Below are 25,920 nucleotides of genomic sequence, written 5' to 3'. Positions count from 1 at the left end.
GCCCGCAAATACGGGCTCATCTTTCTAAATTCCAGGCGGAGAGTTCCTAGCGGGGAACCTCTACCATGGCATATGCTTCAATCATATCGTCTTCCTGGATATCATTAAACTTTTCAAATACAAGACCACACTCATAACCGGTCGCTACTTCCTTCACATCATCTTTAAATCTCTTTAAGGAAACAAGCGGACCATCGTAAATCTTTTCTCCGGCTCTTGTGATACGAACACTGCAGCCTCTGGTGAATTTGCCATCCAGGACATAGGAACCGGCAATGGTACCAACTCCGGAAGCCTTAAAGGTCTGGCGCACAACGGCATGACCGATGATCTGCTCTTCAAAGATCGGATCAAGCATTCCCTTCATGGCGGATTCAACATCTGCAATCGCCTGATAGATTACTTTGTAAAGTCTCATATCTACTTTTTCCCTGTCCGCAATGGATTTGGCTGTTACATCAGGTCTTACGTTAAACCCGATGATAATCGCATTGGAGGCGGAAGCAAGGGAAACGTCGGATTCATTGATGGCACCTACGCCGCCATGAATCACTTTTACCACAACTTCTTCATTGGACAGCTTCACAAGACTCTGTTTTACCGCTTCTACAGATCCCTGTACATCTGCCTTCACAATGATCGGCAGTTCTTTTACATTGCCGGCCTTGATCTGGCTGAACAAATCATCCAATGATAACTTAGCTTTTGTATCTTCCAGTAATTTATTCTTTCCTTCGGAAATAAATGTTTCCGCAAAGCTTCTTGCTTCTTTTTCATTGTCAGTTCCAACTAAAACTTCGCCTGCATTGGGAACGTCGTTCAGACCAAGGATCTCAACGGGTGTTGAGGGACCTGCCTCTTTGACTCTGCGGCCCTTATCATCCATCATGGCACGAACCTTACCATAGCAGGAACCGGCAGCGACCGTATCACCTACATGCAGGGTTCCCTTCTGTACCAGTACAGTAGCAACAGGACCTTTTCCCTTATCAAGCTCGGCTTCAATGATGAGACCTCTTGCGCGGCGGTTCGGATTCGCTTTTAATTCCTTTACTTCAGAAGTAAGGAGAATCATTTCAAGAAGTTCCTTGATTCCTTCTTTTGTATGTGCAGAAACCGGTACAAAGACAGTGCTTCCGCCCCAATCCTCAGAAATCAGTTCATATTCGGATAATTCCTGTTTTACACGGTCAATATTGGCACTTGGTTTATCAATTTTATTTATTGCAACAATGATCTCCACGCCTGCTGCTTTCGCATGATTGATGGCTTCCACCGTCTGTGGCATAACACCGTCATCTGCAGCAACCACTAAGATTGCAATGTCTGTGGACTGGGCACCTCTCATACGCATCGCTGTAAATGCCTCATGTCCAGGTGTATCTAAAAATGTGATCTTCTGTCCGTTTACATCTACCATATAAGCACCGATGTGCTGGGTAATACCTCCGGCTTCTCTGGAGGTTACGCTGGTCTGACGGATGGCATCAAGAAGAGAGGTTTTACCATGATCAACGTGGCCCATAACACAAACAACCGGCGGTCTGGAAACCATGTCTTTCTCATCTTCTTCTTCTTCCTTCAGCAGTTCTTCAATGACATCTACTTTGATTTCTTTCTCACAAAGTACGTCATATTCCATGGCGATCTCTTCTGCCTGCTCATAGTTGATTTCTGTATTGAGTGTAACGATTTTGCCCTGTAAGAACAGTTTCTTTACAATCACAGACGGCTGAAGCTTCATGTGCTCAGCCAGTTCTTTGATGGTTAAGACCTCAGGAATGGTAATGGTTTTAATTTCCTCTACCTTAGCCTCTTTATGCACCGGTGGCTGGATAGGAGTTTTTAATCCTTTGCCGCCCTTTGCCAGAGCTTTCTTTGCCTCATCATCTTTGTCTCTCTTATCAAAACGGTCATTTTTATAAGAGTTCTTTACCGCTCTGTTGCTGGTTGGCTTTGACTGAATGGGTGTATCGAAACTCTTCGGAGCACCATCTCTTCCGGTACGTGCTCCCTGGGATCTTCCGTCACGATTGCCCTGGTAACCGCCCTGACCCTGCGGTCTTCCATCACGGTTTCCCTGATAGCCTCCGCCCTGGGGACGGTTTCCCTGATAACCTCCGCCCTGGGAACGGTTTCCCTGATAGCCTCCCTGGCCCTGCGGTCTTCCGTCACGGTTTCCCTGATAGCCTCCGCCCTGGGGACGGTTTCCCTGATAGCCTCCCTGGCCCTGCGGTCTTCCGTCACGGTTTCCCTGGTAGCCTCCGCCCTGGGGACGATTGCCCTGATAGCCTCCCTGGCCCTGCGGTCTTCCGTCACGGTTTCCCTGGTAGCCTCCGCCCTGGGGACGGTTGCCCTGGTAACCTCCCTGGCCCTGCGGTCTTCCGTCACGGTTTCCCTGGTAACCGCTGCCCTGGGGACGGTTGCCCTGGTAACCTCCCTGACCCTGCGGTCTTCCGTCACGGTTTCCCTGGTAACCGCCGCCCTGAGGACGGTTGCCCTGGTAACCGCCCTGGCCCTGCGGTCTTCCATCACGGTTGCCCTGATAGCCTCCCTGGCCCTGCGGTCTTCCGTCACGGTTTCCCTGGTAACCGCCGCCCTGAGGACGGTTGCCCTGGTAACCTCCCTGGCCCTGCGGTCTTCCATCACGGTTTCCCTGGTAGCCGCCCTGGCTCTGAGGTCTTGCGCCGTCACTTCCTGCTGAATTATGTTCTCCTGCTTCTGCTGCTGCAGATGATACAGGCTGTTCTGTTACCTGCTGATTTCTAACAGGATAATCTCTTTGTCCGGAGCCTTGATTGGAGTTCTGGTACGGTCTGCCGTCTCTTCCTCTCTGGCCCTGCGGTTTCATCTGCGCGTTTTGAGGGCGGAATACCGCTGCTATTTTCTTCTTTGGTGCATCGTCATCTCCATCTGTGGTGTCTGAAGGTCCGGAAGAATTACTCTTACTATGACCACCCACTTCTTTCTTCACGATTGCTGCCTGCTCTTCTGTAATATTTGATGAACTTTTTAAATTTATACTATGCTTTTCCAAGATATCCAGTATCTCCTTACTACTATCTTTTCCGAGTTCCTTTGCCAGATCATATACTCTCATGCTTTCCTCCATTCTGTGCACATTCTACAGCACATGCTGGTAGATGTGAAGGCTGATTCTCACAATCACTACCGGCCATTGTATTCATTAGTTTCACGACTGCCTTAGCAAACCCGTTATCCACGATAACAAGAGACGCCCTCATCTCTTTCCCCATCGCGTGGCCAAGTTCACTTTTACTTGCAAAGAAGTAGATAGGAACCTTATAGTAAGTACACATGTTGGTAAACATCTTTTTGGTATTATCTGAGGCTTCCTCCGAAACAATTACTAATGATGCCTTTCCTGCCTTAACAGATTTTTCTGTCATAAATTCCCCGCTCGCAGTTTTTCCTGCTTTGGTGGCCAGACCAATCAGATTCAGGATCTTCTGTCTGTTATCCAAACTCTTCCATCTCCTTTTCCAATGTTTCGTATACTTCTTTTGGGATCGCCATCTTGAAAGAACGCTCCAGGCCTTTACTTTTCACTGCCTTCTTAAAACACTTCATAGAAGGGCACAGATAAGCCCCACGGCCATTTTTACGCCCTGTCGCATCGAGGACAATCTCATCCTCCGAGGTCTTCAGCACACGAATCATCTCTTTCTTATTTTTCATCTCACCACAGCCGACACACTGTCTGAGGGGTATTTTTTTTGCACTCACGCTTCCATCACTTCCCGTTTTCTTTATTCCTGGTTGTCACCAGCCAGGCTGTCTTCCTGACCGCCATAAGGATACTCTTCCTGGTAGTCTGTTGTTTCCTGATCGCCGTCTTCCAGAAATTCGCCGCCAAACCCTTCATTTCCTTCCTGGTATTGAAGTCCCAGCTCTTCAAAAAGGCCAAGCTCTCTTGCCTGTGTCTCGCTCTTAATATCAATTTTATATCCAGTAAGTCTTGCTGCAAGTCTTGCATTCTGACCCTCCTTACCAATGGCAAGGGATAACTGGTAATCCGGTACGATAACCTGTGCTTCCTTTGAATCCTCATCCGCAACCACACAAATAACCTTTGCAGGGCTTAACGCATTCTCAATCAGATAGGCAGGATTATCATCCCAGTTAATAATATCAATTTTCTCGCCTCTTAATTCGTTGACAATGGAATTGACTCTGGCACCGTTTAAACCAACACATGCGCCTACAGGATCTACATTGGCTTCATTGGATTTCACTGCGATCTTCGTTCTGGAACCAGCTTCTCTGGCAATGGCCTTGATCTCTACGGTTCCATCCTTGACTTCCGCAACCTCGGATTCAAAGAGGCGTTTTACAAGATCCGGATGGGTTCTTGAAACAGAAATCCTTGGCCCTTTTGGAGTATCCTTTACTTCCAGTACAAGAACCTTGATATGCTCGGTTGGCTTAAATACTTCGCTCTTTACCATCTCTGCTTCGTTTAAAATAGCGTCCACTTTTCCCAGATTAATGCTCACATTTCTGCCCAAGTATCTCTGTACAATTCCTGTAACCACTTCCCTTTCCTGGCAGTACCAGTCATTGTAAAGCGATTTTCTTCCTTCTTCACGGATCTTCTGCAAAATCACATTCTTGGCATTCTGTGTAGCAATTCTTCCAAATTTTTTTGAATCTATCTGACAATGAATCACATCACCCAACTCATATTTAGGATCTGTCATCTTTGCATCCGCAAGACTGATCTGGAGCAGAGGATCTTCAACTGTTTCAACCACTTCTTTTTCCGCAAAAACATTAAAATCACAGGTATCATGATTGATACTTACCTTGATATTATCTGCTTTTCCAAAATGATTCTTGCACGCCGTCAGGAGGGAATTTTCAATTGCTTCCAGCAGGGTTTCCTTGCTGATGTTATTCTCCTTTTCCAGAATATTCAGTGCTTCTAACAGTTCCTTATTCATTTTTTTATCCTCCTAATATTTCTTACTGTTTAGAAATCAAATGCCAGACGGATCAATGCAATTTCCGGACGGCCAAACACGAGCTCGGTTTCATCTTCCTGGATTATGGTTACAGTTTCCTTATCGTAAGATTTCAGTGTTCCATTAAAATCCTTTTGTTTATTCAAAGCCTTATATAAACGGATTTCCACATCTTTTCCAATACTTCTTTCAAAGTCTTTATCCTTTTTAAGAGGTCTGCCAAGTCCAGGGGAACTGACCTCAAGAATGTAGCTGTCCGCAATAAAATCTTTTTCATCCAGCCAGTCTCCCAGCCTGCGGCTGATAATCTCACAGTCGTCCACTGTGATTCCGCCTTCTTTATCTATATAAGCCCTTAAATACCAGTTTCCTGCTTCTTTTACATATTCCACATCAACCAGTTCAAAATTGTTCTCTTTCATAAGGGGCATCAAGAAGCTCTCTGTCTTTGCTTCGTACTCTTCCCTTTTTGCCATCTTCCTCCCACCTTTCCAAACAAATGGAAAGAGTGGACTTCCGCCCACTCTTTATCCGTTAAACTGTCATGTTATCTTTAGTAGTATAGCACCATTTTTTTGTGAATGCAAGGTTTTTTTCTTATTTTTCCAGTTTTTTCGATTTGTTTCCACGTTCCAGCCCGTATTTCCATCCGAATCATCCCTTGGAATCGGAACTCCCTTGATTTTTTCTTTTTTCAGTCTATATTATATAAGGAAGAAACGGGATTTCAAAATCATACATTTTTCTTCATTTATTGACAAATAAGAAGGGATTTTTAGACATTACCTCACACTCCATTTTTTTGTACATATTATAACACTATATCAGATTAAATGATTTAAAAGGAGGACCCATGAAGCCAAAACTGGAAGTTCGCGGGGTCAGCTACTCCTATCATTCCCTTGAAGGTGAGACACTGGCCCTTTCTGATATATCTTTTACGGCAGATAACGGGGAATTCCTGGCAATTGTCGGACCATCCGGCTGTGGGAAGTCCACACTTTTATCTCTTCTCTGCGGGTTATTAATTCCTGATACGGGAGAAATACTCATTGACGGTGTTCCGCAAACGGAATCCGAGTCTAATATCGGCTACATGCTGCAAAAGGATCATCTTTTTGAATGGCGTACCATAATGGGCAATGCCGAGCTTGGGCTTGAAATTCAGAAAAAACGAAACAGCAATTCCAGAGAAAAACTGCATCAGATGCTTCATACTTATGGTTTGGGAAACTTTGAGCAGGCAAAACCGTCCGAATTATCCGGAGGTATGAGACAGCGTGCCGCACTGGTACGAACCCTCGCCCTGGAACCGGACCTTCTTTTATTAGACGAACCGTTTTCCGCACTGGACTATCAGACCAGACTCTCTGTCTGTGATGACATCAGTTCTATTATAAAAAGCACTCACAAAACCGCAATCTTAATCACTCATGACCTTTCCGAAGCCATCAGCGTGGCTAACAGGGTCATCGTACTGACAAAAAGGCCGGGAAGAATCAAAGCCATCATACCGGTTTCCTTTGGCGAAGAGAATACAAGACCATTGATGAGGCGGAATATGCCGGAATTTTCCGTCTACTTCAATCAGGTATGGAAGGAGCTTCAGAACCATGATTGAGACTCATCCCTCACTATCCCAACAGGAATTTATTCTGAAAGAAAAACTGCACCGGCGCAATGTACGGGTAATCCGCATAATGCTGCTGGTCCTGCTTCTGTCTCTTTGGGAGCTTTGTGCAAGACTTGGAATTATCAATGATTTCATCTTCAGTTCTCCTTCCCGCGTAACCGTATGTTTTCTCAATATGGTTAAGGACAGAACCATTTTTTTGCATACCGGTATCACCGTAATGGAAACACTGGTCAGCTTTGCCCTTGTTATCAGCTTTGGTCTTCTGATCGCCATACTGCTCTGGTCCAGCCGGAGCGTGTCAGAGGTTTTGGAGCCTTATCTGGTTATGCTGAACAGCCTGCCAAAGTCCGCTCTCGCCCCTATTTTAATTGTATGGCTGGGCAACAATATTAAGACCATTATTGTGGCATCAATTTCTGTTGCTGTTTTTGGCTGTATTATGACCCTTCACACCGGTTTTGCCCAGACAGACCCGGATAAGATCAAGCTGATCTATTCTCTTGGGGGAAAGAAAAAGGATGTACTGTTAAAGGTACTGCTTCCCAGCTCTGTGCCTTTGATTATCAGCAATATGAAGGTCAACATCGGACTTTGTCTGGTGGGCGTTATTATCGGGGAGTTTTTAGCCGCGAATCAGGGGCTTGGATATTTGATTATTTATGGCAGCCAGGTATTTCAGATGGATCTTGTGGTAATGTCTATCGTAATACTTTGTATTGTTTCGGCAATCTTGTATCAGGGAATTACTTTGCTGGAAAAAAGAATTAAATTTTAATATTTTCACTTGATAAAAGGAGCTTTTACGGTATAGTCATTGCATACTGTAAAAGCTCCTTTTATCTACCTGGCTATTTTGTTTCGCTTCTTTAATATTACCTTTTTACCACACTTCCATCTGGATAACGGGCAAATCTTCCCGTTTCCCTTTCATGAACCGGCTCATCATCATTCCATGGCCAGCCTCCAAACTGGGTATTCTGATAATCCTCATATGCCTCTCGTATTTCTTCTTGGGAATTCATAACAAATGGTCCATATTGTGCGACAGGCTCCTGAATCGTTTCCCCTTCTAACAGCAAAATGTAACTGGGTCTATCTCCATTTACCACCGTAATTTCCTCTTCTCCTGAAAGCCTGATTCGAGAAGAGGACTCAATTTTTTTACCATCTATGATAATATAACTGGTTCCCTGATAAAAATACAGGTTACGGTTTAAGCTCTTAGAACCTGCAGCGATAGGATATTCTGCCTCAGGCTCCAGTTCCACAAGCTGGATTCCTACGTGATTTTCTTCTCTTGCTGCCCACGAATCTTTCGTTGGCTCCAAGCTTTTCTTGTCTTCATATTTCCCGGCAATTAATCGGATGGTTGCTGTCTTTCCTTTTTCATTGGTATGCTTGATCACTGGGATTTCTTCTGCCCAAAGCATCTTGTAATCCGGGTCTGTGAATTTACTCTTTGCCGGTAAATTCAGCCAGATTTGAAATAATTCAAGGGGATTTTCCTTATTCTGATGAACCAGCGGGAACATCTCTACATGCTGGCAGCCTGCTCCGGTCGTCAGCCACTGGACATCTCCATTTCCATAACGTCCTTCCGCTCCCTTGGAATCAAAATGGTCCACAATCCCTTCCAGCACAACGGTAACAGTCTCAAACCCCCGGTGCGGATGAACCGGAAATCCCGGAACCTTTTCTCCATGATACATACTAAAGCCGTCTTTCCCGGAAAAATCATTTCCCATTCTTCTTCCTGCTAAAGAAACTGCAGGCCCTTGTACCTCATTTCCTGCCGGATATTGATCCTTGTGATGCATACATGCCAGAAAGGGACTGTCCATCCCCCATTGAAATCCTATTTTTTCAATTGCCTTTATCTTTTTACTCATTTGATTTTCTCCTTGTCTTAATTTTTTTCAGCAGATGCACTAACATTTCTTTTTCCTCTTCCTCAAGTCCCATAAAACTATCCGCCAAATCTTCCAAATGCCTGGGAAAAATCTCTTCTATTTTCTCTCTCCCTTTTGGTGTAATTGCAATAATACAGGACCTTTTATCATTTGGATTTGGATGTCTTTCTACCATGGCATCTTTTTCTAAGTTATTGATTACCACCGTCATATTTCCGGAGGTAGAAAGAATACTGTCCATGATCTCGTTAATGGTTAAATCGCCTTTGTGGTACAAAGCCTCCAATGCCGCAAATTGCGCTGATGTCAGACCTGCCTGATTAAAGATGGCACCGGCTCTTCTATGAAGTGCCTGAGTTGTTCTGCTAAGACCAATCAACGCTTTTAAATTGAGGTCATTTTCTTTTCCGTAAGATATTGTGTTTTTTTTCATAGATTTAATATATCACTAATTAGTGATAATGTCAAATGCAGTTTGGGGAGCTTTTGCAACATATCGCAATGGGTTGCAAAAGCTCTTTTATTCTAAATTATCATTGCTATCTAAAAAATTTATATAGGTTGTTTTCAGCTATTTATAATTAAACGATTACTAAAAATTCTTTAGGCCGATGGCTCATGCTGTGAATGAAAGTCTTAGAACTATTTGTTGAGAAATCCAGAAAAACAGGAGTTTACGAGATCCTTTTTCCTCTCATAAACTCCTGTTTTGTTTGGTTTATTATATGGGCTTCATGGTATTTGCTCTATTTCACCAATCCGTGCGGCGGAGCGTCACCTCTTTTTCTGTTTGCATCCACTATCTTCATTCCTTTTTCTCATGTACCAATAAAAGCATAAAATAACTGCTGACAAAAATGATACGATTGCTCCACCCAGCCATAAACCGGAATATTCAATAACCCCTGTCTTTGGTATCATGGATGGCTTTGGTATCGTTGGTGTCTTTTGCAATTCTGGTACCTCAAGATTTTCCGTATGACTATCCGGCACTTGCTCTGCTTTCTCTGGGATCACCTTTATCTCTTGCTCCGGCACCTTTGGAGTGTCAGACCGAGAACTGGAATGAGAATCCCCTCCCGATCCTGATCCCGATCTGCCTGGATTCGATGGACGGTCTGTTTCATTTGGAGTTGAGGGCGGCAATTGTTCCTTGTTTTTGACGGTGATCGTATGAATTGCATTTTCAGAAACAGCTACGGCAATCCAGTCCGGGGAGACCATATACCCCTTAGGAGCTTCTATTTCCTTTAAATAATAGTTTCCCTCTTTAAGACCTGTAAAACTGCATATTCCGTCTGCCCCTGTAGTCTGCTCTCCCACGAAAGTAACTTGGTCATTCCTATATAAGGCAAATTTTGCACCCTCCAAGTGTTTTGACCCGTCTTCGCTGGTTTTTAATATTTGAATGGAGGCTTTCTCATCCCAGCCAACAGGGTTATTCTCAATTTTCAGAGTGGACATTGTCTGATTGTTTTCTCCTGTTATTACCGTAATGAGATCCGGTTTCAGATTGTAATTTTCGGGTGCAGCCACCTCTTTCAAATAATAGGTATGATGTGGCAAAAGGCCAGAGAAGCTTGCATTTCCAGCAGCATCGGTTGTCTGCGGTCCGCCCGCTTTTACGGTGCATTCTGCGTCCTCATACAATTGAAAGGAGGCGTTTGGCAAGCCTTTTTGCAGATTTTGACTATCTACCTTTTGAAGCTTTAATGTGACATTGGCTTTTTCATTTTTTACTTTTATCAGATCCGGATCATTCCATACTTTTTCTGCTGTTGCAGCAATGACCTGATCTGATTTTACATACCCCGAAGGGGATTTAATCTCTTTGATAAAATATGTTTGCTTTGGATATAGACCTTTAAAGGTTACCAGCCCTTCTGCATCACTGATACCAGTCAGGGCTTGCCCACCGGCCATAACAGGTTCCTTGCACTCTTCATCCAGATACAGTTGGAATTCTGCAAGTGGCAGCGGATTATTTTGTCCGTCCAGTTTTCTTATTAGAATCTGGCCGCTTTCTTTTTCTGTTTCCATCACATTGACCGCCGTCAGAACCGAGTCCGAATCATACCCGGACAATTTTATGGTATGCCACTCACTGCTAAGTGCATAGCCGGAAGGTGCCTTAAGCTCTTTCCAGTACAGATATTCCATATCCGATACAGCACTTTTGCTGAGTCCCAATGTGCAGATTCCTGTATTGTCATCGCTGGTTCCCCTTACAAGAGGGGTCTCATCCGACATACTCTTAAAAAGTCCAAATTCAGCTCCTTTTAATATGGAACCCGTATCATCTGTTTTTTTGATCTGTACTGAAATAAATTTATCCTTGGGAAGCCCAAGCCTGGCACCTCCGGCAGAGGCTACTGTCATGGCACGAGAGGATTTACTAAGCCCACCACTCTCCGGAAGTATGCTTCCAACCAGAGAAATATCATTCTTCAGTTCCACCCCAAGCCGCACAACGTAAGTATCGTAGCACAAAATATATCTTCCAGCCGAATTCGGAATATCTACCGTCAGCTTCCTCTGGGAAGAATCGTATGAAGTGGATATCGGAGAGATTTTGGTTTTTTTCTTTAGCTTTACAGTATACACATTTCCGGATGGAGTGACCTCATCTGCAGAGGCTTCATAGAGTGCGACGGAATCCGGATCAAGGTAAAGGCCATCAGGCAGAGTGTCTTCTAATTGGAGCTTATGACCGGACAGCCCCCCTAAAAGTTCCAATCCCAAGGGATTCAATTCAACAGAATAATGAGCAACCAGCCCTTCCCTCACTGGAGTACCTTTGGTTAATACTTTATTAGACAAATTCACTTTGACCGTATTTACAACAGGGGATTGGTTACTCGTACTTATCATTTCAGCCGAATTCGTTAATTCCACCAAAGATTTTTTAATAAAGTCTTCACCATTTACGTCCACTGATGTGGTATAAGTAATGATTTTCTTTTGGGTTACATCAGGTAAATAAATGCTTATAATATTGCCGTTTACGGTAAAAGTATCTGAATGATCAAATGGCTTGCCATCAATCCTCGCTTCCGATGGTTCACAGCTTAAATAGGAACCCAGCTTATCTGTAATCGTTACATTTCCCAAATCCGTGGCATTAGCATTTACGGTCAGCCGCCATGTTATTTTTTTGGTATTGGGATCAAATGAAACTGATTCTTTTTTCAGTACTTCATTTTCTGCATAAATACTGGCAGTCGCTGAAAGGTCCTTGATTACCGGGACTCCATCTACAGAGGTTCCTTCCTTTGACATTATCACCTGATTTGAAAATCTATCTGATTTATTTCCTGCCCAGTACTGAGGGTCACGGACATAGGTTTTATAGGTAAATGAAAAATTACGTTTCCCAATTCCTTTTATCTGTAAAGTCAATTTATTATCTTTAAGAATCAGGGATTCCAGGGTGCTAACCTGGGTGTTATCCTTGGGAAGAGCCGCTTCTACGGCTTCTTTTATGGCATTCTCAGCCTCGTCCTCACGAGAGTCATCTGGTGCAAACCAATGGAGAGGATTATTTCCTGATAAATCATCCACCAGCAAAGCCTCTGTCAAGTTCACATGATTGGGATTCACTTCAACCGTCCATGTAAGAGAGTGGTCTTTTTTATCATAAGCGCCTGCTTTTTTACGGATCATGCTATTATTGATATTATTTGGAGCTTTTGTAATTGCGGGAATCTCAAAATGGAGATCAGATCCAAAGCCGGTTCCCTCCGGCCAATCGTATGAAAGCTTTGCATTATTTTTGATATCCTCTTCCGTCAAATCTTCTGTCTGCGAAAAATATCCGGGCTTTACTTTTGTTGTATAAGTGATCCGGTACGTCTCTGATGCCTTTTGCTGGTCTTCTGCATCAATTAGTTTTATATTCATAACAGTCTTTCCATCTGCATCGGAAGTGATCTGCGGCTGAACCGCCAATGCCCCATCTTCTGTCTCAGCTGATATGCTGTCATCGTCAAGTTCAAGACCCTTTCCCATTGTATCAATCAGCTGAAGGGACTGAAAGCTTCGTCCGGCCGTCCGAATCGTAATTGTCCAGCCAATTTGACAGTCATTGGAATCTTGGGACAGCAAGGTTCCCACCTTTTGAATCAGTGTACCATTGATCCAGTCTTTTCCTCTTACGGTGAGAACTGCAGTTCCCTTGCCTTCTGTTTTGACTGTTGTTCCCTCTTTTTGGGCATATGCATGATTCTCATACCGGAATTGTTGATCTGGGCTTTGCCAGATGTTTTGCAGTTCAACATCTGTCAGCTGTGTCTTAAAGGAAAATATAAGGGTCTGACCCGGCTGTATCTCATTGAGACCGCAGGTAAGGGTGTTCTTTTCCGCATCAAAGGCAACCTCACTGGTTTTATCTGTTCCATCGTCCAGCAAAGCGGTTGCACTTCCTTCCACATAAACCAAGCCTTTTGGAAGTTCATCAATGATTTCATCCGGTTTCTCTCCGGAATAGGCATTTGAGGGGTGTTTATAGGTGATTTTCCAAGTCACCTCTCCATTTGCATCCATCTGCCCCACCTCTTTTTGAAGATTGGGCGGGCTTGGCATAAGTTCTGAGACAGTGACCGAAATCGTACTGTTTCCCAGCGCAATTACTACCTTTCCCTGGTCGTCTCCCTGTACATTTTCATCCAAAGAACACTGATATTCCACATAGACATTTTCAAGAAAAGAAAGAGCTTCTTCTCCCATATAATCTCCCATGCTCAGGAACACCACTTTTATTTTATTACTGCCTTTTTCCCAGGATAAATTTGCAAAGGGTTTATTGCGCGGAAAATTAGGATCTTTAACCTCGCTAAAGATATCAACATTTCCATCAGTTCCCGGCACTCCAAACGTTTCCGGTAATTCATATTCAAAATAATCTCCAGGGGTCACATCGTTTAAATTATTCCAGAATAAGTGAAGGGCAAACTCATCTTTTAAACTGATCGTGTCCCCATCTTTTACCGGAGGTTCTTTCCCTTTGCCACTGGCATCTGTATGACGCAAATCAATATTATCTGGTTGAGAAATGGTTCCTTCCGCCTGAATTGATGATACCATCAACGTTATCCCTTTAATGACAATGGTTCCATTTTTCACCTTTGCCGGATCAATGGTACAGGGAATATCAAGGGTCTGCAAGTCTTTATTCTTCTTTTGGGAAAAACCAGTGTCTATCTGTTTCATATTGCTGCCCAGTTGGCTCTCTGCCTCGCTTGCAGAGGCTGCTTTTTTCGATTCCTGCTCATCCTCTGGTACAACTGCACTTTCTGATTGCTCTATATGCTCCGGTTCTTTCAAACTTTCAGTCTCTTCTGTACTTTTGGATTCTTCTGAACGTTTCGACCCATCTGTTCGTTCCTGTTCTTTTTCGGACTCTCCGGTACCTTTCGGCTCTTCTGTCCGTTCCTGTTCTTTTTCGCTTTCGGACTCTTCTGTGCGTCCCGGCTCTTCCTCACGTTCCAGCCCTTCTTCGCTTTTCAGTCCTTCTTCGCTTTTCAGTTCTTCTTCGCTTTTCAGTTCTTTACTGTCAGATTTTTCTGTGCTTTCCGGTTCTTCTATACTTTTAGATTCTTCTGCACGCTCCGGCTCTTCTGTACTTTCCTGATCGTCCAGACTTTGAACCTCTCCATTTTCCGGTTCTTGATGAGCTTTATAATTCTTATCATCCTCTGCCTTTAAAAATACCGGGTTTTCATTTTTGAGATTTACAAGATTGCCATTGGTGTGAATCGAAAGAACATTATTATCTGTTTTCTCGCTGTTTTCTGATAAAATCCCATCTTCTGTTTGCTGTAATGTAACCACCTGCCCCCTTACCTTGGCACTTGTTCCAGCCACCTCATCCCCTTTAATTGCAGGAAGCAGCCCTTTTGGAAGAGTAACCTTCACACCCTCTTCCAACTCATTCTCATCAATGACAACCTGCCACGAAAGCTCATCGGCAGCAGATACCATATCCCCGTCTGCCAACGGAACGCCGTCTTTGTACAGCGCGCTTTCCAAAGATGCGCTGTAACCAGGAATAACATTTCCATTAAATACCAGCAAAAACACCAGCACTAAGGAAACGATTCTGTTAAAATACTGCTTCATACTCTTTCCCATTGGTTTTATACCATACACCTTTCTATTTGTTATTGTAAACAAAACGCCCCAGCACTGCCAAACGTGCATCTTCAAAATCATATGCACATGTGGAAAATATAACCAGTTTGTCATCTGGATTGGCTTTTGTATTACTTTTTATAAAAGAATGATTCCATACTTTTTTCATATAACGCTCCCAATCCTCCCGACTGGCAAATGCAGTGGGATACGTCTCTGCTTCCCCATTTACAAGATAGGCGGCAAGAATTTGAATCTTTTTTTCACCGTCTTCCGTAATCAGGGTAAATTCCGGATGTTTTTCATAGTAAGACTGTGTTCGATATCCGCTTAGAGAACCAAACATCTCTCCGCTCTTTACCATATGTCCGTAAATGACAGAAACAGGAGATGAAAAATCCTTGCTGGCACTACGGTCCAGAAACAGGGAACCCAGTCTGTTTTCTACTCCATTCGGTAAATGATTTAAATAATATTCGTTATCCCTTGCAGACATCACCGGATAATCAATTGGTGTCCCTTCACAGCTCAACCAACCTGCCATATCAGGATATTCCGCTTTTTTCTCCTGAAACCATTCTTCGATCCCCAACTCTGAAGAGTCCTCAATCAATGCTTTTTCCCTGCTTTCAATCAATAACGATTTTGACGGTTTTTCCATCTGCAGTTCATTGTAAACTTCTTCGGCTGCTTTGCCTTCTTTTTTTTCGTTCATATATCCAAATGTACAAACAATTGAAATAGTTAAACAAATCAAGACCAAACAGCCAATTTTAACAGATAATCGCATGGCAGTCCTCTCTGATTGATTTTCCATCCTGGTAAACATAAATCACGTTCATTATAGTTACAAGGACTGCTGTAATTCAATGGAACAATTGTTACCATTTAGAAAGTATTTTTTACATTTTATGGAAATCACCGGAAAGAATCTTGACATATGACGTGAACACCTGTATAAATAGGGGGAAATATTACAAAGAAAAATGAAATGAGAGAGAAAAATTTTCAAAGGAGCATTAGAAATGACACATATCGGTATCGTAATACGCAATTTCAGAGAAAAAATGGGATTAAGCAGAATCGAACTTGCACAACAAATATGCTCCGAAAAATACCTTTATCTGATTGAAACAGGAAAACGAAGCCCCTCCTCACATATCCTTTATCTGTTTGGGGAGAAGCTTCATGAGGATTTATTTATATATTATCGTTATCTGGACTGCAAAGATCCAATTTCTGTCTGTCAATTCATAAGCAAGTTTAATTTATGCCGGCAAAAGGGTGATTATATTACATTGAAAGAATTTAATGCCAAGGCAAAGGACCTGGCAGATTTTAAAAAAGATCCCTGGAAAATCCAAATATTCATGAATGAAATATCAATTCAGATTTTTCTGGAAAGAAAATACGAGAATTGCATTGAAAAAATAAGTAAGTACTTGTCCAATACCTCTTCATACCCTGAAAAAAGTAAGACAAAAACCAGATTGTATATCCTTTTATCCATTTGCTACACCATGATTGGAAACAGTACAAAAGCACATGAGGCTACCATGGAAGCTGCCAGCCTGCTGCCGGAAAGTTCCGTAATTTATCAGGATCAGACTCATATCGCTGCCCATATTAACCTGCTGACCTCTTACTATCTTATAAAAAACTATGAAGATGCCTGTCGGAAAGGCACCAGTCTGATCCGGTATATGAGTGATTTTGGATTTTACGACCGGCTCCTGATTCCATATTTTTTTACAGCCTTTGCATATTACCACATATCTGATTTTGAAAATGCCTTTTTCTATTTTACAAAAGGAATCCATTTTTCACTGGCAAACTTTAATCCACTGGATGTATATGACGTTTCCGTTCAGGACATGTTTTTTTTAATGCTCCATGACAGCCGTATGAATGCTGCTCTGGTAAAGGAATTTCTGGAAGAATACGGGACTTACATCAGTCAGGAGCAGGAATAGCACTCCTATCTTAATTGCAAATCCCGTTGATTTTAATCAGGTCTTCTTACCAAAAGTGCTCTGCTACTGCTTGCCCAATCCGTGATACAGTGCGAAAAGCAGCTCGCCTTTCGGGTCCTGGCTCAATTCCCATACCATGGCTCCTCCAAGGTTTTTAGACTTGATAAACTCTGATTTATAACCAATGGATTGCCCATCCTCATAGCTGATGAAAATGGTGCCGTTAAACAGCCACGGAGCTTTGGACTGGGAATGAAAGAATCTGGTATAGCCTGACTTATTTAAATAATTTGTCTTAATATCCTCATAGCTGATGGAATTGGCACCCCCGAATTTCTGATACATTCCCCGGTTGGAAGGACTCACCGAGGAATATAAGTATCCGTAAAACGGAATGCCCATCACCAGTTTTTCCGCAGGGAAAGACGCATCTAACCAGGTATTGACTGCCTGCTCCACACTTGTTTTATACTGGGGAGAGGAATCACTGTTGGGATAAAGAGGTGCCAGTAAATCCGTATGGGTATCCCAGGTTCCGTGAAGATCATAGGTCATGAGATTGGCATAATCCAGATACGGGGCAATCTTTGTCAGCTCCACCTTGTCCACATAAGAACGGTCTGCACCTCCGGCAATGGTAAGAAGATAGTGTTTTTGGTCCAAGATTCCTCTGGCATCCAGCTTTTCCCGGATCTTCTGAAGAAGCAAGGTGAAGTTCTGCTTATCCTCCGGCCGCCTTCCATTGGCCGTCAAGCCGCCGCTGACCGGATATTCCCAGTCCAAATCCACACCATCAAACCCGTATTTCACAATAAACTCCACGCAGCTCTCTGCAAATCTATTTCTGCTTTCCCCTGTCAGAGCTACATCGGAGAACCTCCCTGACCAGTTCCAGCCGCCTACGGAAATCAATGTCTTTAAATCCGGGTTGGTTTCCTTTAAGGAATTTAATTTGCGGATATTTTCAGGATCTACATCCGGATACCCCAGGGTCAGCTTCAAATCGGAGTCAATATTTGCAAATGCGTAATTGATATGAGTCAGCTTGGAGACATCAATCTGGCTGGGGTAGAAATTGGAATAAGCCGACCATGCGGCATAATATCCCACTAATTTACCAGTCTTCAGCGCACTGGTTTCCTCTGTTTTCGGAATCTGTGAGGAAGGGCCTGCTTCATTTTCAGCAAAAGCATCTTTGTTGTTTTGCCAGCTGAAAATGATTAACATAAAGGCGGACACAGCCAAAATCCCGGTTCGCATGATATACTTTTTCATTTTGTTATCCTTCTCCTTTGTGGTTTTTTCAAGTATAACATGATGGGTATTCCTTGAATAGCGAACAAAAACTGGAATAAATGCCTATCACTGGAAGTTTCTGCAGAAATCCGAAAAAAGCCGGGGACTTCTCCATCACAAAGAAATCTCCGGCTGTTTCTATCTCCTATTTCATAAGACATTTGTCAAGTGCTTCTATGATTAATTGTTCCTCCAGCAACTTTCCGATAAATACGATCTGATTGATCCGGTCTCCCCACGTTTCATCCCAGTCTTCCAAAAGCTCAGGATAGCTCTCCAGGGCTTGCTCCTGCTCTTCTTTGGTGCCGGAAGCCACCCAGGGGGATATGGGAGTTATGGCAACGCTGTTTCCAGCCTGTTCAAATAAAACTGCCTGATCCTTATCCTGGATAAACCAGAGATACCCTTTTGCCCGTATGATCTCTTTGGGATAATGGTGTTTAATCCAATCACGAAACAAAGTCTCGTCAAAGGGCTGTCTCCGTTCATACACAAAGGACCGGATTCCATAATCGCCTTCCTCTTCCTCCGTTTTTTCGCCTAGCAATGCCCTTGATAAAGCGGAAGAACGGCTCAGGCGGTCATAATCATAAAGCCTCCGGTTATAAATCCGTTCCGGCGGCACTACGCCGTTGGCGGTTTTTATGAGTTCCGCTTCCGGAGAGAGGGTCTTAACTACCTGCTCCACCCGGTTTAATTCTGCCTCTGTAAGAAGGTCACATTTATTTAAAATAATAATATTGCAAAACTCGATCTGTTCCATTACAAGGTTGATGACATCCTCTTCTTCCTCTGTCTCACCGGCCTCCTGGTACTGTTCCAGTTCCTCCATGAATTCAGAAGATATACGGTTTGCATCGGCCACCGCCACAATGGCATCTAAAAATGCCGGGAAACTATGGCCTTCCTCTTCAAATCCGTCTGCAATGCTCATGGGGCTGCTGACACCGGAAGCCTCCACAACGATTCCGTCGATCTGGTCATTTTCCGCTATTTTCCGGATCTCACCCATAAAATCCTCACGAAGGGAACAGCAGATACAGCCGTTGGTCAGCTCCAGCACCTGGCTTCCCAAACCGGCCGCTGTCTGGCTGCGGATCAGCCTGGCGTCCACATTGATTGCTCCCATATCGTTGACAATGACAGCCAGCCGGCAGCCTTTCTGGTTTTCCAACAGGTGATTGAGCAGAGTGGTTTTTCCTGCACCCAAATATCCGCTCAACAGCGTAACTGGTTTTTTCTTCATCTTCTATCCTTTCCGGACCACAGATTCTCTAATAATAAGGGTAAACGTATTCCTCCCCTGGTTTTTCGGCCGCTTCTATCTTATCAGCCTCTATGACAGGATACCCGTCTTTTACCATCAGTTTTCCGGTGACCGTGACCCAATCGTTTTCCTTATAGGACAGATTACCTGTGAATTCGGTAATCAGTCCCATAGGAGATAAATCAGCCGAACAGCACCACATGGACAACCGGACCAGGGCAAACTCATTGTCTTTGCGGTCTTCCATGTTTAAGAATACAAACCCTTTGATAGTAACTGTATGCCCCTCGTATTTCTCAGGGTTCATGTTCAGTTCATTGACCCAGGTGCTGAAATCTTCATCCGCAATGGAAATTGTCTTTGTCTCTTCATTCAGTCCTTTGCTATCAAAGGAGGGAGGCTGGCTTGATATCTGCTGCTGAACGGAAGGGGATTGGTCTTTTTCCAATTCATCCTGCCCATAAAATGCGTAGTCATCCGATGCCTGTTTCGTCTCTCCGGTCTGGCTTTGATCCCCTCCACTCCCCGGGGAGGTAATATTGGCACTGGCAAAGCTTTTTACCATGGCACCGGCGGCCGGCGGGGCGGGCGGAACCGCCAGAAGCAGTATGGGAACCACCAGAACCACGCACCGTTTCAGACGGCTTTTGTACCTGGGGCAAAATAGATTCCTTCCATTGACTGCCGCCCATAAGAACATAAGAGCCGACAGACCGTACAAATAAGGCTTCATGCGGGGTGTTACATAATTCAAATATGTTCCTGTGACCGTAAGCCGATAGAGCAAAATTCCGAAAATCAAATAGCAGACACACTCCGCCAGTGCCTCCAGATTCCATCCCTTCCCTCTTAATCTCATCATCTGATCCCTCCGCTGTTTAAAGCTGCAAACAGGTATACCGCAGTAAAACATATGACAAAAACCGTTGCCATGAGCCGCAGAATAAATATTTTCCGGAAACCGTAAAGCAGCATGGCTACATTTTTAATATCCATCATCGGACCAAACACCAAAAATCCCATGATTGCACCTTGGGGAAAGATTCCTGCCATTGTTCTTGCCACCACTGCATCCGAGGATGAGCACAGAGATAAGGCGAAAGCCATTGCCATCAGGAACAAAATGGAGGCTGCGAGAGGGATTCCTGCTCCTGACCGGACCATGGCTGGCTGAAACTGCTGGAACAGGGTGGATACAAAAATACCTGTCAACAAATATTTTCCAACACTGAAAAATTCATTCTGGGCATGGCGCATGAACTGAAAAAAACGGGAAGTATGTTTTGAATTCCCGGATAATAAGGTATCGTCCTCCCAGTCCTCCGCCTTGCCGGTAAGCATTCCCTCCGCAAATACTTTCTTAGGAGGAAACAAAAGATAGGTGATTCCAGTCAGCACGGCACACAATATTCCAAGCCCGCATCTGGCACCGATCATCGTTACATTGCCGTTAAAGGCATACCAGGTGGAAAGAATCACCACCGGATTAATCACCGGAGATACCAGCATAAACGTAACTGCCGCCGATAGGGGAACCCCCTTTTTTACCAGACTTTTAAACACTGGAATGGAGGCACAGTCACAGACCGGCAGGCAAAATCCGACAAAAACAGCAAACAGCTGCGCCGGAATCACTTTCTTTGGAAATTTATGCTGAATCCAGTCCGGACTTATGTACACCTGTATAGCGGAAGAAAGAAGAACGCCGATTGCCAGAAATGGGATTGCCTGCAAAAAAACTCCCAAAAACACCGTGAGAAACACATCAAGCGAAAAACTAAGCGGCCCAAGTGCGGGCTTTACAACCAGAAACAGGACCGCCGCCGCAGATACTAAGAGAAGCCACAACTGCGTTTTTAAGTCATAGCGGAACAGGTTTCTGGTAAACCGATTCCATTGACCGTCTGTAAAAACCGGAAGATCTGCTCTTACGCTGAGCCCCACTCTTTTGTCTCCTTTTATCTTTACATTCCCATCTGTGCGCACATAGGCGCAGTCACTTGCCGCCACCTGAGACATGGATATGGCACCGGAATCTGCGATCCTGCGGTCCAGTTCCTCTCCGGCTGCGGTGTAGATCACCTTTTCAATGCTGATGGCCGCTTTTGCACGAAATTGCAGAAACATCTGTTCCAGAGTATGAAAATGCTCCATCCCATTCCATTCGATCAGAACCAAATCTACCGGATTTTCCTCAAGTTCCTGGCAGATCATCTCACTGATTTCATACGGAGTCTCTTCAAGCTGACTTTTTGTATAGCTTAAATGCCGGATCTGCTCCGATTCCTTTAAAGGCACATCTCCGTTTTCAAACTGAATGACCAGGAGCTCCTGTTCCTTCAGTTCTTCTTTCGTCAGCCGGTTGATCAGCGTGGTCTTCCCTGAATCCAGAAAACCTGTTATAACCCATGCTGGGGTAATCATATTATAGTTCTCCTTGAAATAACGATTTTATTTGCTGCTCCTTCAGTCCTGTTCCAATGAAGCAGACACGGGTTCCTTCCGCGGAAACAGATTTTACGTTAAGCATTCCCGGTATGTAATGAAACATCATTCCGCCATCCATTCCCTTTACAATCCCTTTTCCCCGAAGGATTACCCCGTCTCCATGGTCAAGCACCCTGTTGAGCTTCTCTTTTAGCTGCTCTTCCGTTAAAACCTCCGGACATTCTATGGTAACCGAAGTAAATATTTCTTTGGCCAGACCGAGCGGTGAGGAAAATACCTTTAAGATACGGGGGAATTTAGGGCTTTGGACCGGTTCCTTTTCAAGTTCCTTTACCGCCTCTACCCGTTTTCCGAATAAAAATACCGAAGACGGGATGCTGTCCCAAAAATCAGCCGCTATCCTTGCTTCCTGGTTGATTTCCTTTATTTTCCCTATGGTTTCTTCGATCTTTCCGCAATCACCGGTTTGGTGGCTTAACAGGATTAAATCAGCATAGCGGATCTGGTTGACAAAAAAATCCCCATAGTTTTCCTTATATTTATCAAATCTATTGCCATCCACCACGGTAATGCAGCGGCGGATCAAAACAAGATCCTTTCTCCTTAAGCAGGCTTTTATAATATCTGAGAGTTTTCCCACGCCGGAAGGCTCCACTAAAATCACGTCCGGTGCATATTCCTTTACGATCTGTCCAATGGCCTTATAAAAATCACCGGACATACTGCAGCAGATGCAGCCGGCATTGATGCTGGTAACCATAATCTCACAACTTCTCAGGCAGCTGGCGTCAATTCCAGCTTCCCCGAAGTCATTTTCAATGACTACGATTTTCTGGCTCTGAAAGACATTCCTGGCCATTGTCTGAATGAGCGTGGTCTTTCCTGCTCCCAGAAAACCAGATACAATATAAAGATCTGTCATTTTCTTTACTCCTTATTGCTTTTTAGCCCTTCACTCCAAGCAGCTTTTTCCCCATGAAAATAAAAAGAAGGAAAACGACCCCCACCAGGACAATGGTGCCGCCTGGCTTTAATCCAAAATAGTAGGCCAAAACTAAGCCTGTAATCATAAATATCACATCAAAGCTTACCGCATAAATCACGGTCTGCTTATAATTCTTTCCGATCTGCATGGCACAGGCCACCGGAATCACCATCATGGATGACACGATGAGGGCACCCACCGTCCTTGCCGCAATGGATACTGTGGCAGCCGTCAAAATGGTGAAAATAAAGTTCACCCTTTTTACCGGAACTCCCGCAAGCCTTGCACTTCTTTCATCCAATGCAATGTAAAAAAGCTCTTTATATAGAAGGAGAAACAGGAGAAGGACCGTTAAGGAAACTCCTATGACTAAGAACATCTCCATATCACTGATTGCTACAATACTGCCAAAAAGAAAGCTGTTAAAGTTTGCAGAATTTTTCACAAACCCGGACAGCACTCCGGCAAGACCGATGCCTGCAGACATCATAATGGCAATGGACATCTCGGAATAACGGGGCAGTTTTCTGCGGATCGCCTCAATTCCAAAGGCTGCAAGGACACAGGCCACCGCCGCACCTGCCACAGGATTGATTCCCAGTATAAGCCCTGCGGCCACTCCGGCCAGGGAAGTATGGGAAAGTGCATCTCCAATCATGGAAAGACGTTTTAGTACAATAACGACACCGATGCAGGGAATCACCATTGCAAGCAGTATCCCTACAAGAAAGGCCCGCTGCATAAATCCATAGCTAAATATTTCCATGGCAGTTCTCTCCCCTTTCCTCTGATATCCGTTCCATTCTGCCATCCTCCACCTGCCATACATCATCGGCAAGTCCGGATAAACAGCTTTTGTCATGGGTGACCATGAGTACGGTCATTCCTTCGCTGCGATTGAATTTCTTAATCAGGCGGTAAAATTCCTGGGTATTGGTTTCATCCACTCCGGAGGTGGGCTCATCAAGAATCAACAGCCTGGGACAATTTACCAGTGCACGGGCAAGAAGAACCCGCTGCTGCTGCCCTCCGGAAAGCCTCCCGATGAGCCGTTTCTTATAGGGCTCCATTCCTACCTGGCAAAGTGCATGGTCCACCAGTTCTTTTTCCTTTTTTCCTCCAAAACGGAATTTGCCGATCCGGGCATATAGATTGGCCTGAACGATCTCCTCCACCGATGCAGGAAAGTCCTTATAACTGGCCATTCCATTCTGAGGGACATACCCCACCTGGCTCCAGTCCCCAAACTGCTTTAACTCCTGGCCCATAAGTTTGATGGTCCCTGTTTCTCCCGTGAAAGGCAGTTCTCCCAAAAGCATTTTGATCAATGTGCTTTTTCCGGCTCCGTTGGCTCCGATCAGTGCGGCAAACCGCCCCTGGGGAACAGAAAAATCCACTCCCTTTAAAACCGGTGTATTTCCATAGGAAAAGGTCAAGCCCTTTATTTCAATCGCATTCACAATCCTTACTCCTGTCTCTGTTTATTCTAGCGCTTCTTTTAATGCGGCGAGATTTTTCTCCATAACGGAAATATAATCTTCTCCTGCTTTTAATTCTTCATCACTCAATCCTTCAATGGGATTCAATACCTCTGTCTTGGCTCCGGTTTCCTTTGCAATGGCTTCTGCCACCTTGGGACTTGCAAGTTCCTCAAAAAATATGGTCTTTACGTTGTTTTCCCTGACAAAATCAATGACTTCCGCCATTCTTGCAGGATCCGGTTCCGAGTCCGGAGCCAGTCCTTCGATTCCAATCTGGGTAAGCCCGTAAGCGGCGCATAAGTATCCGTAGGCTTCGTGAGAAACGACAATGGATTTATTAGGGACCGCAGCCAGTGTTTCTTGAAAGGACTGGTCCAGCTCATCCAGTTTTTTGCTGTAAGTCTTATAATTGGACTCATAGTAATCCTGATGGCCGGGATCTGCTTTTACCAGGGCGTCCTTAATGTTTTCCATCTCTTTTTTGGCATTCTGGGGGGCCAGCCATACGTGAGGATCAAACTCGCCATGGTCATGGTCCTCTTCCCCTTCTTCCTCTTCTTCGCCGTGACCTTCCTTTAAGGAGATGCCCTTTGATGCTTCCACCGAGATAAGGTCTTTGTTATTCAGGCTTTTGAGGACATCCTCGGTCCAATGCTCCATACCTGCTCCGCTGTATACGAACACATCGGCTTCTTCCAGGGCCGAAATATCACGGGTCCCCGGTTCCCAGTCATGAGGCTCGGTCCCTGCAGGAACCATATTTTTAACATTTACTTTATCTCCGCCTATTTTTAAAGTGAAATCATAGACCGGATAAAAGCTAGTCATTACATTTAATTTTCCGTTATCGGCTGTTTTTTCTTTTCCTGCACAGCCGGAAAGCAGAACACTGAAAACAAGGACAGAAAGTGCCACAAGGCGGTTCGTCCTTATTGTATTTTTTCTCATAATAAATCCTCCGAATTTTTCTATCTTACAGTCCTATCCGCTGCCCTGCCTGGCAGCCATCGTCTTCACTTCTTCCTTGTCTTCAATGATTCAAACGTACCTTTAAACGAACCAAAGAAGCCGGGCATAAATAAAGTCCGGCAGCATAAGGTTTCCCTAGATTTTTCACACAAATACAGACAAGGATACCCGCCGCTCCCCACCCAATCGCATCAGAAAGCAAATGAATGGTACGGATACACGTTCCGATTTCAGTACAGACGCTGCATCCCTTTCCCGTACAATCGTGCTTCAAATGGGTAAAAACAAAAAAGGAGGAAAAAAGAAGGGCCGCTGCTATAAACAGTGCCAGAAGCAGGGCCAAACTACGCCTGTGATTCTTTCCATACTTCATGCTCTTTCTCTCCTTTCCTTCTCTTTTCATGACTGACACTGGCTGCAGTAGCCGTAAAGCACCATATGCTGCTGGTCCAGCTGAAATCCATGGTCCTCATAAATGTGCTCGTAAAATGCATCCAGCCTGGAGCATTCCAGGGGAATCATGCTGCCGCACTTTAAACATACCAGCTTTCCCACATTCCAATTTATTTCTTCCCCAATATACCGAAACTGAGCCTTTGACCCATCCACCGATGGAATCTTTACCACCACTCCATCTTCCGTCAAACGCTCCAAAGCCCGGTAAACCGTAGTCTGGCCAACGTGGATTCCGTCACGGTGCAGCCATTGCATAAACTGTTCCACCGTACAGAACGTTTCTTTTTGTTTTTTTAAACAGCTCAGGATGATTTCCTGCTGTTTGGTCCGGTATCTGCCTCTTTCTCCCATGCGTTTCCCTCGTTTCGAAATCAAAAATCATTTT

General features: G+C 44.3%; 21 protein-coding genes and 1 pseudogene. 3 read left to right on the top strand and 19 right to left on the bottom strand.

What is annotated here, in order from left to right:
• Positions 1-46 precede the first annotated feature (46 nt).
• From infB to rimP, 5 genes and pseudogenes are all read right to left on the bottom strand, one after another.
• Positions 47-3,100, bottom strand: coding sequence for a translation initiation factor IF-2 (infB, locus tag VIG27_RS04535; protein WP_394525700.1), 3,054 nt, complete (start codon positions 3,098-3,100; stop codon positions 47-49).
• 52 nt (positions 3,101-3,152) lie between these two features.
• Positions 3,153-3,485 (bottom strand): annotated as a pseudogene (locus VIG27_RS04530) (L7Ae/L30e/S12e/Gadd45 family ribosomal protein); the annotation flags it as partial.
• The gene (gene rnpM / locus VIG27_RS04525; RefSeq protein ID WP_394525699.1) at positions 3,478-3,747 is read right to left on the bottom strand and encodes an RNase P modulator RnpM; all 270 of its coding nucleotides are present in this window, start codon (positions 3,745-3,747) and stop codon (positions 3,478-3,480) included. The gene rnpM and the pseudogene VIG27_RS04530, both read right to left, overlap by 8 nt.
• A gap of 23 nt (positions 3,748-3,770) precedes the next feature.
• Positions 3,771-4,964 carry a transcription termination factor NusA gene (nusA, locus tag VIG27_RS04520; protein ID WP_394525698.1) on the bottom strand — a complete coding sequence of 398 codons (1,194 nt, stop codon included), beginning with the start codon at positions 4,962-4,964 and terminating at the stop codon, positions 3,771-3,773.
• A 29-nt stretch (positions 4,965-4,993) separates the two neighbouring features.
• The gene (gene rimP, locus VIG27_RS04515; RefSeq protein WP_394525697.1) at positions 4,994-5,461 is read right to left on the bottom strand and encodes a ribosome maturation factor RimP; all 468 of its coding nucleotides are present in this window, start codon (positions 5,459-5,461) and stop codon (positions 4,994-4,996) included.
• 377 nt (positions 5,462-5,838) lie between these two features.
• Here rimP and VIG27_RS04510 point away from each other — a divergent pair, with 377 nt between their 5' ends.
• Together VIG27_RS04510 and VIG27_RS04505 are read left to right on the top strand one after the other, a co-directional pair.
• Positions 5,839-6,606 (top strand): ABC transporter ATP-binding protein, encoded by a 768-nt coding sequence (locus tag VIG27_RS04510; protein WP_394525696.1) that lies wholly within the window; start codon positions 5,839-5,841, stop codon positions 6,604-6,606.
• On the top strand, positions 6,599-7,396 hold the full coding sequence (locus VIG27_RS04505; protein ID WP_394525695.1) for an ABC transporter permease: 798 nt from the start codon (positions 6,599-6,601) through the stop codon (positions 7,394-7,396). Before VIG27_RS04510 ends, VIG27_RS04505 begins: the two co-directional genes overlap by 8 nt.
• A gap of 97 nt (positions 7,397-7,493) precedes the next feature.
• Here VIG27_RS04505 and VIG27_RS04500 read toward each other — a convergent pair whose 3' ends face one another.
• The 4 genes from VIG27_RS04500 to srtB form a co-directional block, all read right to left on the bottom strand.
• Positions 7,494-8,510 carry a pirin family protein gene (locus VIG27_RS04500; RefSeq protein ID WP_394525694.1) on the bottom strand — a complete coding sequence of 339 codons (1,017 nt, stop codon included), beginning with the start codon at positions 8,508-8,510 and terminating at the stop codon, positions 7,494-7,496.
• Entirely contained in the window at positions 8,503-8,964 is a 462-nt protein-coding gene (locus VIG27_RS04495) for a MarR family winged helix-turn-helix transcriptional regulator (RefSeq protein ID WP_394525693.1), read from the bottom strand. The genes VIG27_RS04500 and VIG27_RS04495 overlap by 8 nt, the downstream gene beginning before the upstream one ends.
• A 341-nt stretch (positions 8,965-9,305) precedes the next feature.
• On the bottom strand, positions 9,306-14,648 hold the full coding sequence (locus VIG27_RS04490) for a SpaA isopeptide-forming pilin-related protein (RefSeq protein ID WP_394525692.1): 5,343 nt from the start codon (positions 14,646-14,648) through the stop codon (positions 9,306-9,308).
• A 34-nt stretch (positions 14,649-14,682) separates the two neighbouring features.
• Positions 14,683-15,450: a class B sortase gene (srtB, locus tag VIG27_RS04485; protein ID WP_394525691.1), complete on the bottom strand. Its 768-nt coding sequence runs from the start codon at positions 15,448-15,450 to the stop codon at positions 14,683-14,685.
• 235 nt (positions 15,451-15,685) lie between these two features.
• On the opposite strand from srtB, the gene VIG27_RS04480 reads away from it, so the two are divergent.
• Positions 15,686-16,633 carry a helix-turn-helix domain-containing protein gene (locus VIG27_RS04480; RefSeq protein ID WP_394525690.1) on the top strand — a complete coding sequence of 316 codons (948 nt, stop codon included), beginning with the start codon at positions 15,686-15,688 and terminating at the stop codon, positions 16,631-16,633.
• Positions 16,634-16,696: 63 nt separating this feature from the next.
• On the opposite strand, the gene VIG27_RS04475 is transcribed toward VIG27_RS04480, so the two are convergent.
• The 10 genes from VIG27_RS04475 to VIG27_RS04430 form a co-directional block, all read right to left on the bottom strand.
• Complete coding sequence (locus tag VIG27_RS04475) at positions 16,697-17,908, bottom strand: glycoside hydrolase family 18 protein (protein ID WP_394525689.1); 1,212 nt, start codon at positions 17,906-17,908, stop codon at positions 16,697-16,699.
• A gap of 166 nt (positions 17,909-18,074) precedes the next feature.
• Positions 18,075-19,175 (bottom strand): CobW family GTP-binding protein, encoded by a 1,101-nt coding sequence (locus VIG27_RS04470; protein ID WP_394525688.1) that lies wholly within the window; start codon positions 19,173-19,175, stop codon positions 18,075-18,077.
• A gap of 28 nt (positions 19,176-19,203) precedes the next feature.
• The gene (locus tag VIG27_RS04465; RefSeq protein ID WP_394525687.1) at positions 19,204-20,058 is read right to left on the bottom strand and encodes a TIGR03943 family putative permease subunit; all 855 of its coding nucleotides are present in this window, start codon (positions 20,056-20,058) and stop codon (positions 19,204-19,206) included.
• Positions 20,055-21,620: a permease gene (locus tag VIG27_RS04460; protein ID WP_394525686.1), complete on the bottom strand. Its 1,566-nt coding sequence runs from the start codon at positions 21,618-21,620 to the stop codon at positions 20,055-20,057. The genes VIG27_RS04465 and VIG27_RS04460 overlap by 4 nt, the downstream gene beginning before the upstream one ends.
• Position 21,621: 1 nt before the next feature.
• Entirely contained in the window at positions 21,622-22,566 is a 945-nt protein-coding gene (locus VIG27_RS04455; protein WP_394525685.1) for a CobW family GTP-binding protein, read from the bottom strand.
• 22 nt (positions 22,567-22,588) lie between these two features.
• On the bottom strand, positions 22,589-23,395 hold the full coding sequence (locus tag VIG27_RS04450; protein ID WP_394525684.1) for a metal ABC transporter permease: 807 nt from the start codon (positions 23,393-23,395) through the stop codon (positions 22,589-22,591).
• On the bottom strand, positions 23,382-24,089 hold the full coding sequence (locus VIG27_RS04445) for a metal ABC transporter ATP-binding protein (RefSeq protein ID WP_394525683.1): 708 nt from the start codon (positions 24,087-24,089) through the stop codon (positions 23,382-23,384). Before VIG27_RS04445 ends, VIG27_RS04450 begins: the two co-directional genes overlap by 14 nt.
• Positions 24,090-24,110: 21 nt before the next feature.
• Positions 24,111-25,058: a metal ABC transporter substrate-binding protein gene (locus VIG27_RS04440; RefSeq protein WP_394525682.1), complete on the bottom strand. Its 948-nt coding sequence runs from the start codon at positions 25,056-25,058 to the stop codon at positions 24,111-24,113.
• A gap of 82 nt (positions 25,059-25,140) precedes the next feature.
• Positions 25,141-25,452 carry an AraC family transcriptional regulator gene (locus VIG27_RS04435; RefSeq protein WP_394525681.1) on the bottom strand — a complete coding sequence of 104 codons (312 nt, stop codon included), beginning with the start codon at positions 25,450-25,452 and terminating at the stop codon, positions 25,141-25,143.
• Between the two features lie 26 nt (positions 25,453-25,478).
• Entirely contained in the window at positions 25,479-25,886 is a 408-nt protein-coding gene (locus tag VIG27_RS04430) for a Fur family transcriptional regulator (protein WP_394525680.1), read from the bottom strand.
• Positions 25,887-25,920 lie beyond the last annotated feature (34 nt).

The organism is Lacrimispora sinapis, from assembly GCF_043633585.1.
GTDB classification, from domain to species: Bacteria; Bacillota; Clostridia; order Lachnospirales; family Lachnospiraceae; genus Lacrimispora; species Lacrimispora sinapis.
This window is presented reverse-complemented; position numbering and strand designations above follow the sequence as displayed.